General features: G+C 72.2%; 12 protein-coding genes, 1 tRNA gene, 1 other RNA gene and 1 pseudogene. 11 read left to right on the plus strand and 4 right to left on the minus strand.

Annotated elements, in window-relative coordinates; translation table 11 throughout:
• Window positions 1–206 precede the first annotated feature (206 nt).
• From G6R25_RS06510 to G6R25_RS30170, 3 genes and pseudogenes are all read left to right on the plus strand, one after another.
• Window positions 207–398, plus strand: a complete 192-nt coding sequence (locus tag G6R25_RS06510; protein ID WP_163552258.1) for a hypothetical protein — start codon at window positions 207–209, stop codon at window positions 396–398.
• Between the two features lie 218 nt (window positions 399–616).
• Window positions 617–745, plus strand: coding sequence for a hypothetical protein (locus G6R25_RS28685; protein WP_268904096.1), 129 nt, complete (start codon window positions 617–619; stop codon window positions 743–745).
• A 36-nt stretch (window positions 746–781) separates the two neighbouring features.
• Window positions 782–1,402: pseudogene (locus tag G6R25_RS30170) on the plus strand (hypothetical protein); the annotation flags it as partial.
• Between the two features lie 49 nt (window positions 1,403–1,451).
• On the opposite strand, the gene G6R25_RS06525 reads toward G6R25_RS30170, so the two are convergent.
• Window positions 1,452–1,536: transfer RNA gene (locus G6R25_RS06525), tRNA-Ser, on the minus strand.
• Window positions 1,537–1,895: 359 nt separating this feature from the next.
• Between G6R25_RS06525 and G6R25_RS28690 the strand changes: the two genes are divergently transcribed.
• The 5 genes from G6R25_RS28690 (at window position 1,896) to recR (ending at window position 6,011) form a co-directional block, all read left to right on the plus strand.
• Window positions 1,896–2,027 carry a hypothetical protein gene (locus G6R25_RS28690; protein ID WP_268904097.1) on the plus strand — a complete coding sequence of 44 codons (132 nt, stop codon included), beginning with the start codon at window positions 1,896–1,898 and terminating at the stop codon, window positions 2,025–2,027.
• Window positions 2,028–2,072: 45 nt separating this feature from the next.
• Window positions 2,073–2,169, plus strand: an RNA gene (ffs, locus tag G6R25_RS06530) — signal recognition particle sRNA small type.
• Window positions 2,170–2,207: 38 nt separating this feature from the next.
• Window positions 2,208–4,883: a DNA polymerase III subunit gamma and tau gene (locus tag G6R25_RS06535; protein WP_163552259.1), complete on the plus strand. Its 2,676-nt coding sequence runs from the start codon at window positions 2,208–2,210 to the stop codon at window positions 4,881–4,883.
• Between the two features lie 21 nt (window positions 4,884–4,904).
• Entirely contained in the window at window positions 4,905–5,393 is a 489-nt protein-coding gene (locus tag G6R25_RS06540) for a YbaB/EbfC family nucleoid-associated protein (protein WP_136448849.1), read from the plus strand.
• 15 nt (window positions 5,394–5,408) lie between these two features.
• Window positions 5,409–6,011 carry a recombination mediator RecR gene (recR, locus tag G6R25_RS06545; protein WP_136448850.1) on the plus strand — a complete coding sequence of 201 codons (603 nt, stop codon included), beginning with the start codon at window positions 5,409–5,411 and terminating at the stop codon, window positions 6,009–6,011.
• A gap of 12 nt (window positions 6,012–6,023) precedes the next feature.
• Here the strand turns inward: recR and G6R25_RS06550 are convergent, their stop codons facing one another.
• A complete protein-coding gene (locus G6R25_RS06550; protein ID WP_163552260.1) occupies window positions 6,024–6,626 on the minus strand; it encodes a hypothetical protein in 603 nt (200 codons plus the stop codon).
• A 671-nt stretch (window positions 6,627–7,297) separates the two neighbouring features.
• Between G6R25_RS06550 and G6R25_RS06555 the strand changes: the two genes are divergently transcribed.
• Complete coding sequence (locus G6R25_RS06555; protein WP_163552261.1) at window positions 7,298–7,750, plus strand: hypothetical protein; 453 nt, start codon at window positions 7,298–7,300, stop codon at window positions 7,748–7,750.
• 28 nt (window positions 7,751–7,778) lie between these two features.
• Here the strand turns inward: G6R25_RS06555 and G6R25_RS06560 are convergent, their stop codons facing one another.
• Together G6R25_RS06560 and G6R25_RS06565 are read right to left on the minus strand one after the other, a co-directional pair.
• The gene (locus tag G6R25_RS06560; protein ID WP_163552262.1) at window positions 7,779–8,783 is read right to left on the minus strand and encodes a zinc-dependent alcohol dehydrogenase family protein; all 1,005 of its coding nucleotides are present in this window, start codon (window positions 8,781–8,783) and stop codon (window positions 7,779–7,781) included.
• A 39-nt stretch (window positions 8,784–8,822) separates the two neighbouring features.
• Entirely contained in the window at window positions 8,823–9,407 is a 585-nt protein-coding gene (locus G6R25_RS06565; protein ID WP_163552263.1) for a TerD family protein, read from the minus strand.
• 254 nt (window positions 9,408–9,661) lie between these two features.
• Between G6R25_RS06565 and G6R25_RS06570 the strand changes: the two genes are divergently transcribed.
• Window positions 9,662–10,930: an aspartate kinase gene (locus G6R25_RS06570; RefSeq protein ID WP_163552264.1), complete on the plus strand. Its 1,269-nt coding sequence runs from the start codon at window positions 9,662–9,664 to the stop codon at window positions 10,928–10,930.
• A gap of 76 nt (window positions 10,931–11,006) precedes the next feature.
• Window positions 11,007–12,083: an aspartate-semialdehyde dehydrogenase gene (locus G6R25_RS06575; protein WP_163552265.1), complete on the plus strand. Its 1,077-nt coding sequence runs from the start codon at window positions 11,007–11,009 to the stop codon at window positions 12,081–12,083.
• Window positions 12,084–12,208: the final 125 nt, after the last annotated feature.

Below are 12,208 nucleotides of genomic sequence, written 5' to 3' on the forward strand. Positions count from 1 at the left end.
TTGATGTTGCACTACTCGGGCCTTTGATCGTTGAGGGGCGCCGCCGGCCGCTCCGGACGGGTGAGCGGCACGCCAGGACGATCACCAGCGGCTTGCCGCCGAGCCGGGCAGACTGGCCTCTTGGGGTATCCCAGCTAGGACCGGTGGGCCATCATGAGCGAAAGTGTGTTTTGGAAGAGCGATACGCAGCGGCAGGAAGGCGGGCCATGGACACCACGCCACAGCCCTACCCGGAGCCGCACGAGTGGGTCGACGACCCCGACCCTGACACCAGGCGTGCGATCGACGAGGCCCACGAAGACATCGAGGCCGGCCGCACCGTGTTCTGCCTGTCCGACGCCGCGTTCGACGCCCTCCTCGACCAACTGGCCGCCGAGGAGCACCCGAAGGCAAGCTGAGGCCCGCAAACCCCGTACCAGGCGCAGGTGATCGTCGCTCTATCGTGACGGCATGCCCACGTACGAGCAGGTGGCCCGCTTCATGGCGGAGTACGCGCGGCTGACCCCCGAACAGCGGCGAACGTTCCGTCGCGCCATCGCCCTGTTCCGCGAGGGCCTGGAGACGGGCCAGTTCCACCCGAGCCTCGGCGTGAAGGGCTTCCGGTCGGAGCCCAGGCGTGTTCGAACTGCGGTGGGCAAAGGACGGCCGGGCCCTGTGGGAGTACGGCAGCCCCGTCCCGGGCCATGACGGTCCGCACGTGCGCTGGCTGCGGATCGGCACCCACGACATCTACAAGAGTCGCTGACCTGCGCGTTTCAGTCCACCCACCCGGGGCCGGCTCCGGCCGACGTCGGCGCGACGGTACGAGCAGTACGTACGGCTTCGCCTCCTGCCCTATCTCGGTGAGATCCCGCTCGTCGCCCTGCGGGCCCATCAGATCGGTCAGGCGTACCAGCGTATCCAGGCCGACAGCGCCACCCGGCGGCGCCCGGTCAGCCCGTCGGCGATCACCGAGGTGGGCGATGCGCCCGGGATATGGCCCCCCGACGACGCGCAGCAGCAAGGCGAAGGCGGACTTGGACAGCACCACGCTCGGCTCGCTGCCCGCGCGCAAGCTCGCGCGGGACGCCAAGCGGGAAGAGGTCGGCGCCGGCTGGGACAACGACATCCTGCCCAACGACCATGGGAAGCTGGTCCAGCTCAAGGAGCTGATGTTCACCCGCCCGGATGGCCGGTACCCCGATCCGCAGTGGGGCACCCGCCGCATGTGGCAGATTGCCCGCTGCGCGGGGTTGTGCACAACGGTGCGGATGCGGCGGCGGCCGGTGCCATCGAGATCGCGGTCAGGGCGCACTACCGGGAGCCGGTGGGGGGTCCGGCCAGAAGGCGGCCGAAGCGGTGGTGCCCCGCTCCGCGCACCGTGGGCACCAGGCCCGCAGAGGGGGTCGTTTCGGCTGACTGAGGGCGAGATTCCCGCTGGTGGAGAAGGGAAGCGCCCGAGGCGATCACGGCGGAGGATGAGAGATTCGAACTCTCGAGGGGTTGCCCCCAACACGCTTTCCAAGCGTGCGCCCTAGGCCACTAGGCGAATCCTCCGTCGATGAGACTATCTGATCGTCGCCGGTCCGTGGACGCAGGGTCGCCCAGGCGGCGGCCGGAGCGGGTCCGGACGAGGATCGCGACTTGGCCAGGCCCCGGACACCACTGACCTTAGGGAACACCATGATCACTTGGTCGGGCGCGGCGGGCGCATTGCGGTACGGGGTGCACGGTCTGCGAGTCCAGACCGTGCAGAACGCACCGCAATTGGCCGCGGTTGGCGCCTGGCACCGCGAACACCATGATCGTGTGGCCATTCCGCCCGTGGTCTCCTGGTCGGCCCGGGACGGGGCGGACTTCCTTGCCCTTGTGGGGGGTTCCGCGTCCGATTCGTCCCCCCCTGGAGGGCAAGAAAGGTGCCGAGTCCCAGCACCGCCGCGGACGGCGCCGCCGGCTGCGGGCGACCACCGGCGCGCGGCCGGGTGCGGATGGACGCCGACGCGCGGACGACCTTCGGCACGGAGTGGCGACCGGCACGGGTGGGGTGAGCGACCACCGGGTTCATGATCGTCATGGGCGGGCTAGACTGCTGAGCAGACCCCTCGTGCGGCGTTACCCTCGTGAAACCCCCCAGGGCCGGAAGGCAGCAAGGGTAAGCGGGCTCTGGCGGGTGTGCGGGGGGTCCTCTCGTTTCGCCGATGGTCTCGTCGAGCACGCGGAGCAGGCCAGTGAGCACAGCGTTGTACAACCGGTACCGTCCCGCGACCTTCGCCCAAGTGGTCGGCCAGGAACACGTGACCGACGCGCTGCGCAAGGCCCTGCGCACCGGCCGGCTGCACCACGCCTACCTGTTCAGCGGGCCGCGGGGCTGCGGGAAGACGTCCTCGGCCCGGATCCTCGCCGCCTCGCTGAACTGCGAGCAGGGCCCCACCCCCGAGCCCTGCGGCGTGTGCGACGAGTGCGTCGGCATCCGCACCGGCGCCTCGATGGACGTCACCGAGATCGACGCCGCCTCCCACGGCCTCGTCGACGACGCCCGCGACCTGCGCGAACGGGCCTTCTTCGCCCCGGCGTCGGCCCGTTTCAAGATCTTCGTGGTCGACGAGGCGCACATGGTGACGACTGCGGCGTTCAACGCCCTACTGAAGGTCGTCGAGGAGCCGCCGCCATACCTGAAGTTCGTCTTCGCCACCACTGAGCCGGACAAGGTCATCCCGACGATCCGGTCCCGCACCCACCATTACGCCTTCCGGCTCGTCCCGCCGGGGGTGCTGCGCACCCATCTGGCGTCGATCTGCGAGCAGGAGGGTGTCACCGTCGACCCGGCGGTGCTGCCGCTGGTCGTGCGGGCCGGGGCGGGATCGGTTCGGGACTCGCTGTCCGTCCTCGACCAGCTGCTCGCCGGGGCGGACGACGACGGCCTGCACTACGACCGCGCGGTGACCCTTCTCGGTATGACCGATGGGGTCCTGCTCGACGAGACCGTCGACGCGCTCGCGCAGCGCGATGGTGCCGCCCTGTTCACCGTCGTCGACAAGGTCGTCTCCGCCGGGCACGACCCGCGGCGCTTCGCCACCGATCTGCTCGACCGGTTCCGCGACCTGATCGTCATGGCAGCCGTCCCGGACGCCGACGCCCGCGGGCTGCTCGAGTCCTTCTCCCCCGACCAGATCGACCGGATGCGCGCGCAGGCCGCCGCGGTCGGCCCCGCGGAGCTGTCCCGCACGGCCGACGTGCTGCACGGCGGCCTGGTCGAGATGCGGGGCACGACGAGCCCACGGCTGATGCTCGAACTGATCCTCGCCCGCGCGCTGCTGCCCGCGGCCTCGGCGAACCCGGCGGCGCTGCTGACCCGGCTGGAACGGCTGGAGCGTCGCTCCGTGCTCGCCGCCCCCGACCCGGCTGCCGGTCGCCCGGCCGCCAGTCACTCGGCGTCGGCGCCCGGCGTCGGCTCGGGCCCGGTGGCGGCCAATCGCCCGTTTGGCGAGGTCGATGTTCCCGCCGGTCCGGCGGGTCCCGCGCAGGAATCGGCGCCCACCCGCCCGGCGCCCGCTCAACCGGCGCGGGCCGCTGCGGCGCCCGCATCCCAGGGTCCGGCCGAGGGCTCGTGGAGTCCGGCCCCGGCAGCAGGCGGGATGAGCGCGGGTGTCCCGACCGGCGCTGCCGGCTACGGGCCACCACCGGCAGGGGCCGGTTTCGGGCCACCACCTGGGGGCGGCGGCCCAGCGGCCAGCCAGGGCCGTGGGCCTGGGCAGAGCGGCGAGAGCGGCGGGCGGATCGATGCTGCTGGCCTGCGGATGCTGTGGGACGAGGTTCTCATGCTCGCCGGCCGTCGCAGCCGCAAGACGCACGCGATCCTGAAGGACCACGCCACCATTGCCGATGTGCGCGGTGACGAGGTAATACTCGCCTTCGCCAGCCCGACGATGGGGCGGATGTTCGGACAGGGCAACAACGCCGAAGTGTTCTGCGCCGCGCTGACGGAGAAGATCGGCGGGACCTGGCGGGTCAGCGTCGCCCCCGCGGGCGGCTCCGGTCCCGGCCGGGACGGCGGCCGGCCGGCCGGTGGACCCCCACCGCCCGGCGGTGGCTTCGGCAGCCAGCCGGGATCCGGACCTGCCTGGGCCGGCCCGGATCAGCGCTTCGGCGGCGGAGCCCCGGTCCCGGCGGCGGGCGGCCGAGCCGGCGGGACCGGCCCAGGACAACCCACGTCAGGGCACTGGCAGGGGCCGGACGGCGGAGGTCACTCGGGCTATCAAGGTCACTCGGGCTATGCGCCGACCGGGGAGGTACCTGGCGACGTGGACGGTGGTGGTCGACCGCCGGCGCCGCGCCCGACCACCCCGGCGGGCTGGGCACTCGACCCGAGCGAGGCGCCAGCCGGTGATCATCGGCCGGGGCAGGGCGGCAACTACCCCCGATCCCCCGAGCCCGCCTCGCCGGCCCACCATCGGGTCGGAAACAACGGCAGCGGTGAACACGTCGGCGACCGCGGCCAGAGTCCCGATGCCGCGCACGGCGTCGTCAGGCAGCGCGACGCCGGTGCGCACGTCGCCGGCCAGAACAACACCGGGCAGAGCGGCGCGGGCCAGCACGGCGTTGGTCACGGCGTTGGTCACGGCGCCGTCGGCGAGAGTGCGCCCGGTCAGGGTGGCGGCGCCCCGGGGCCAGCTGGGGATCGTCGCGGCGGTCAGGATGGTGGCGGACCGGCCGGCACCGGTGGGCACGGTTCGGCGGGGGGCGACGGCACGGCCGTCGCCCGGCCGGTCAACGACGAGCCGTCCCTCGACGACGACGATGCCCCAGGGCAGGCGGGCGGGGCACGCGGCGGTGCTGAGGCGGCGATGTCACTGCTGCGGACCGGGCTCGGCGCCACGATCATCGAACAGATCCCGACAAGCTGAAGGCAACGTAGGCTCATCGACATGTCGAACCCGCAGACCCCCGCCGTCGATGGGACCCCGGCCGGCGGTGGACTGCCCGCCGGAGGTGGGGCCCACCTGGGGCAGATCCTCCAGCAGGCGCAGAAGATGCAGGCCGCGCTCCTGTCGGCCCAGGAGGAGCTCGCCTCCTCCCGGGTGGACGGCACGGCCGGGGGCGGTCTGGTCCGGGCCACCGTCAACGGCGGCGGCGAGCTCATCGACCTCACGATCAGCCCCGAGGCGGTCGATCCCGAGGACACCGAGACGCTCGCCGATCTGATCCTCGCGGCGGTCCGCGACGCGACCACCAACGCGCACCGGCTCGCCGCGGAACGGATGGCCTCGCTCACGGGCGGCATCGGCGCGGGCGGGCTGGGTGCCAGCGGGCTCAGCGGGGCCGGCGGGGCGCTCGGCGGGCTGGGTGATCTCGGCGGCCTGCTGGCCGGCGGCGGCGCGGCGCCGCGCGGTCCCGGCCGTCCCGGACTGGGCTGACGGGCGGGAGCACCGATGTACGAGGGCATCGTCCAGGACCTGATCGACGAACTCGGGCGGCTGCCCGGCATCGGCCCCAAAAGCGCCCAGCGGATCGCGTTCCACCTGCTGGCCGCCGACCCGGTCGACGTCCGCCGGTTGGCGACCACGCTGACCGAGGTCAAGGACAAGGTCCGGTTCTGCCGGAGCTGCTTCAACGTCGCCCAGTCTGAGCTGTGCCGGATCTGCGCCGATCCTCGCCGCGACCAGGCCCTGATCTGCGTGGTCGAGGAGCCCAAGGACGTCGTCGCGATCGAGCGCACCCGGGAGTTCCGCGGGCGTTACCACGTCCTCGGCGGGGCGATCAACCCGATCGGCGGCGTCGGGCCCGACGACCTGCACATCCGCGAGCTCATCGCGCGGCTGGCCGACGGCACGGTGACGGAGCTGATCCTCGCCACCGACCCGAACACCGAGGGCGAGGTCACCGCGTCCTACCTCGCCCGCCAGATCGGGCCGATGGGGCTGCGGGTCACCCGGCTGGCCAGCGGCCTGCCGATGGGCGGCGATCTTGAGTGGGCCGACGAAGTGACCCTCGGCCGTGCCTTCGAGGGACGCCGGGTCGTCAACGCCTCCTGACCCACCGGCCGGTCAGAAGCCGAGGATGGGCGCGTACGTCGAGCTGGGGATCGAGGCGAGGGTCAGCAGGACGATGCTGACATCGAGGTGGTCAGCCTCGGCGCTGAACACGGCGTGCAGGCCACGGGTGCGGTAGACGTCCACGCCGTGGTCGCGCACGACCTGCACGCCGAAAACCTTCGTCGCCCTGATCCACCAGATCCGGCCGGCGGCCTGGATCCGGATCTGGCGGGCGTCGCGCCGCATGCCGGTCGTCAGCCGGGCCAACCGATCCGCGGGTAGCCGTGGCTGATCCACGTAGCCGACGATGTCCCGCTCCGGGCCATGCACGATCAGCCGGGCGGGGCGGGCCGCGGAACCGGGTTCGACCAGATCGAGCTCCGCGGTGATCTCCCGGTCCCGGGGGAACATCTCGGCCGCCCAGACGCCCTCCCCGCGCAGGACCCGCTTGCCCTGCGGGCCGCCCTGCGGATGCCCCCGTGGCAGCATCCCGCCGACGGATCCGCCCGCCGCCGTCCAGGCGACCGAGACGACGCCGCCGGGCGGCAGGACGGCGCCGAGATCACCGGCTTCGCGTAGGGGACAGGTCCAGACGCCACGGATCCGCCTATCCATCCAGGCCGCTCAGGTGCCGTCGCGCATCCCCACGATCCGGGCCCGTCCCCCTGGGGCGTGACCCGCCCCAGGGTGGACCAAACTTCCCGCTGGAAATCATCCGACACCCCCTCACTACCCCCGGTCACTGTCCGCGAATGCGATCACTTTCCGCTATCAGGCTCGGCTGCCGCCGACCATCGGTACCTAGATCTGCGACGCCTCGCTGCGCTATGCGCCCAGATGCTACGCCGTGCGCCCATGTGCCCATGTGCTGCACTCGCGCGAGCATGTGCGTGCGCTTCCGCGATCCCGTACGCCTTCGCTTTCGCGCGCTCGTCCGGTCGCGCGTCGGCACCGGCGTCCGAACGCGCGTCGGCGATCGCCTCGGAACGCTCATCCAGCGGAGCGTTCGCGCGTGCATATTCCCGACACCTGGGTTCTATCGAACACTCCTCCAGGCCACGTGGCGACCACGGTGAGGGCCGTTACCAGGCCAGCTACCGACCCCCACGGTCAGCACACGCGGAGTCGGGCGGCATCGTAAGAGGCGGCTGGTTGTGGCGTGGGCCCGTCCGCACGACACACCCGGCACGACGCCACCCGGCACGACGCGCATCCCGCTCGCCGGCCGCGCTGGGACCGGCCGTCGCCGACGGCCGGTCCGCACCGTCCACCAGGAGGTTCGCTGCATGATCATCAGTTCGCATGTCGGCGCGGGTGCCTTCGTGGGTATGGCGATCCGACATCCTGTACCCGCTCTGGCCGCGGGATTCCTCTCTCACCTCGCCATGGACGCCCTGCCGCACTGGGGCACCGGCCCGAACACCGAGTCGGAGTGGCTACCGATCGCGCGCCGCGACGGAGTCGCCGGGCTGGCCGCCATGGCACTGCTGACCGCGTCGGCCCCGGCCGGGCGGCGCCTGGCCGTTCTCGCCGGCATGACCGGGGCCTGCCTGCCCGACACCGACAAGGTCGGCCGTTACTTCGTCGGCTCCAGCCCGTGGCCGAACCGGTTCGACCGCTTCCACGAGAAGATTCAGAACGAGGCTCGCCACCGGCTGCCGCGCGAGGTGGCGACAGCCGCGGCCCTCACCGTCGCGGGCACGGTGCTGCTGCGCCGGCTGTCCGCCCGCTCGGCCTGACCAGCCGGGTCCGGGCCCGGCGGCGGCGTCAGGGCAGCAGGACGGCCGCACCGGTGACCCGGTCGGCGGCGAGGTCGGCGAGGGCCCGGTCAGCGGCGGCGAGCGGGTAGGGCGACACCGTCACCGCCAGCCGATGCTCGGCGGCGATGGCGAGGAACTCCACCCCGTCGGACCGGATGTTGGCGGTCGTGCTGCGCAGGTCGCGCTCCTGGAACAGGTGGTCGGCGTAGACCAGCGGCGGGATGTCGCTGAGGTGGATACCCGCCACCGACAGGGTGCCGCCGCGGTCGAGCGCCGCGAGCGCCACCGGCACCAGATCGCCCACCGGCGCGAACAGCACCGCCGCGTCCAGCGGCTCGGGTGGCGCGTCGTACGCACCGTTCACGGACGCGGCACCGAGTTCGAGGGCCAGAGCCTGGGCGCGGGCCGACCGGGTCAGCACATGGACCCGCGCCCCCTGGGTGATCGCCACCTGGGCGGCGAGATGGGCGGACGCGCCGAAGCCGTAGATGCCCAGCCGGCCGCCGGGGGGCAGCTTCGCGCGCCGCAGCGCCCGGTAGCCGACGATGCCGGCGCACAGCAGCGGGGCGAGCTCGGCGTCGCTGTAGCCGGCGGGCAGCCGGTAGGCGTAGTCGGCGCGAACGCAGACGTACTCGGCGTACCCGCCGTCGACATCCCAGCCGGTGTAGGTCGACGCGGGGCAGAGATTCTCCGCGCCGCGGGCGCAGTAGATGCAGGTCCCGTCGGTCGAGGCGAGCCAGGCCACCCCCAGGCGGTCGCCCAGGCGCACCCCGGGCGCCCCGACCTCGGGGCCGATCGCGTCGACCCGGCCGACGACCTCGTGCCCCGGCACGGTGTGTGGCCGGCGCGGCACGAGGTCGCCCTCGGCGAGGTGAAGGTCGGTGCGGCACACGCCGCACGCGTCGACGCGCAGCCGGACCTGCCCCGGGCCCGGTTCGGGCAGCGGCAGCTCGACCGCGCGCAGCGGCCCGGTGCCCATCGGCCCCGGCGTTACGACCTGCCAGGCCCGCATGGCCCGCACTGCCCGCGCCTACCCGCGCCTACCCGCGCCTCAGACGCTGACACCGTGGTCGCGCGCCAGGCCGCCGAGGTCGTTGTGACCCTGCCCCACAGCCCGGAACTTCCAGTCGGCGCCGCTGCGGTAGACCTCGCCGAAGATGACGACCGTCTCGGTGGAGTAGTCCTCGGACAGGTCGTACCGGACCAGCTCGTTGCTGCCCTGGTCGACGACCCGGATGTAGGCGTTGCGCACCTGGCCGAAGTTCTGGCTGCGGCTCACCGCGTCGTAGATGGAGACCGGGATGACGATCCGGTCGATCTCGGCGGGCACCGCCGGCAGGTTGACGATGATGGACTCGTCGTCGCCCTCGCCCTGACCGGTCTTGTTGTCGCCGGTCAGGGCGATCGCGCCCTCGGGCGACGCGAGGTTGTTGAAGAAGATGAAGTAGCTGTCGTTGAGGGCCTTTCCGTCCGCCCGCAGGCCGATGGCCGAGGCGTCAAGGTCGAAGTCGGTGCCGGTGGTGGTGCGGGCATCCCAACCGAGCCCGACGTTCAGCGCGGTGAGCTGGGCGGTGCCGGCCTCCGCGGCCTGCTTCGTGAGGCTGACGTTGCCACCCTTGGCGAGGCTGACTGCCATTGCGGATCGTCCTTCCTGGACTGGTGCGTCGAAGACCATCGCATGCAACCGCGCGGTACGCGGTCGATATGACGCGGTCGGTGCCGTCAACCCTGACACAACGGATCGGATCCGCCCAGCGTGCCGTCGTCGGGACGACAGCGTCGCGGTGGGTCGGACCCCGGGCGCGCTGCCCGGACACGCGGCCAGGTCACATCCGAGCAATCCCCGTCGAGCGGAGCGGGCAGGCGTCGGCGCTCGGTAACCTGGCTGCCATGGCGCTCCTGGTCGCGAAGTTCGGTGGATCCTCCGTTGCCGACGCGGACCGCATCAAACGAGTCGCCGAACGTGTCGTCGAGTCCCGCCGCGACGGCAATGACGTGGTGGTCGTGGTGAGCGCCATGGGCGACACGACCGACGAGCTGCTCGACCTCGCCGAGCAGGTGTCGCCGCTACCGCCGGCCCGCGAGCTCGACATGCTCCTCACCGCCGGCGAGCGCATCTCGATGGCCCTGCTGGCGATGGCGATCACCACTCTCGGTGCCGAGGCCCGGTCGTTCACCGGCTCCCAGGCCGGCGTCATCACCGACTCGGTGCATGGCAAGGCCCGCATCATCGACGTCACGCCGGGTCGGATCCAGGCCGCGCTGGACGAGGGCGCGATCGCGATCGTCGCCGGCTTCCAGGGCGTCAGCCAGGACACCAAGGACATCACCACCCTGGGCCGGGGCGGCTCGGACACGACCGCGGTCGCGCTCGCCGCGGCGCTGCGGGCCGACGCCTGCGAGATCTACACCGACGTCGACGGCGTGTTCAGCGCCGATCCGCGCATCGTCCCCGACGCGCGGCGCATCGACACGATCTCCTACGAGGAGATGATGGAGATGGCGGCCTGTGGCGCCAAGGTCCTCATGCTGCGATGCGTCGAGTACGCGCGTCGCTACAGCGTCCCCGTGCATGTCCGCTCGTCCTTCTCCTCGAAGCCGGGCACGTGGGTCATCGAGATTCCGGAGGCACAGCTCGTGGAACAGGCCATCATCCGCGGCGTCGCGCACGACGTCAGCGAGGCGAAGGTGACGGTCGCCGGCTGCCCGGACAAGCCGGGGGTGGCAGCCGCGGTGTTCCGGGCCGTCGCGGACGCGGACGTCAACCTCGACATGATCGTCCAGGTCGGCTCGGTCGCGGGGTCGGGCCGCACCGACATCTCGTTCACCCTGCCCAAGGCCGACGGGCGCACCGCGTTGACGGCGCTGGCGAAGGTGCAGAGCGAAATCGGCTTCGAGCGGACCCTCTACGACGACCACATCGGCAAGCTGTCGCTGATCGGCGCCGGGATGAAGTCGCACCCGGGCGTGTCGGCGCGGTTCTTCGGCGCGCTCGCCGACGCCGGCGTCAACGTGGAGATCATCTCCACGTCGGAGATCCGGATTTCGGTGGTGGTGCGCGACACCGACCTGCCGGGCGCGGTACGCGCCGTGCACAGCGCCTTCGAGCTCGGCGACCCCGATGGCAGGACCGTCGTCTACGCAGGCACCGGCCGATGAAGACACTGATTGCAGGCGGCACGGCAACGATCGCGGACAGCACGGCGCTGATCACGGGTTATCTGGAGGATGGGGCATGACGGGCAACGAGGCCGGCCGGCGACCGACGCTCGCAGTGGTCGGGGCGACCGGCGCGGTCGGCACGGTGATGCTGTCGATGCTCGCCGAGCGGCCGGGCATCTGGGGGGAGATCCGGCCGGTGGCCTCCGCCCGTTCGGCCGGTCGCACCGTGCGGGTGCGCGGCGCGGACGTCGCCGTGCAGGTGCTGTCGCCGGAGGTCTTCGACGGCGTGGACGTCGCCGTGTTCGACGTCCCTGACGAGGTCTCGGTGCAGTGGGCTCCGGTGGCGGCGGCGCACGGCGCGGTCGCGGTCGACAACTCGGGCGCCTTCCGCATGGACGACGACGTCCCGCTCGTCGTCCCCGAGGTCAACGCCGACCAACTCGGTGCCCGTCCGCGGGGCATCATCGCCAACCCGAACTGCACGACCCTGTCAATGATCGTCGCGCTCGGTGCGCTGCACCGGGCCTTCGGTCTGGAGTCGATGTTCGCCGCCTCCTACCAGGCCGCCAGCGGCGCCGGGCAGGCCGGCATCGACACCCTCTACGACCAGCTCGCCATTGTCGGCGGGACGCGGGAGCTCGGCCAGGCAGCCAGCGACGTGCGCAAGGCGATCGGCGAGGAGGGCCTCGGCCCGTTCCCCGCGCCGCTGGCCCTCAACGTCGTGCCGTGGGCCGGGTCGCTGCGCGACGGCGGCTGGTCGTCGGAGGAGTTCAAGGTCCGCAACGAGTCCCGCAAGATCCTGGGCCTGCCGGACCTGCGGGTCTCGGCCACCTGCGTGCGGGTGCCGGTGATCACCACCCATGCCGTCGCGGTGCACGCCCGCTTCGCCCGGCCCGTCACCGGCGACGAGGCCCGCGCGGTGCTGCTCGGCGCCCCCGGGGTCGCGGTGGTGGACGACCCGTCCGCAGGCGAGTTCCCCACCCCGTCGGACGTGGTGGGCACGGATCCCACCTGGGTGGGGCGGATCCGGCAGTCACCGGACGACCCGCATGAGATCGCGCTGTTCCTCTGCGGGGACAACCTGCGCAAGGGGGCGGCGCTGAACACGCTGCAGATTGCCGAGCTGCTCGTCGCTGGGCAGGCCGGGTAGCCGCGCCGCCGCCGACGGCTGGCCGGCTGACTCGGCGCGCCAGCCGCGCCGAACGGTGATTGATCGGGTCGCGAGAGCGACCCGCATTCGCTTTCAAGCGTCTTCTTAGCAACCTTTAAGCTTTG

Source organism: Candidatus Frankia alpina, assembly GCF_902806485.1.
GTDB lineage: Bacteria > Actinomycetota > Actinomycetes > Frankiales > Frankiaceae > Frankia > Frankia alpina.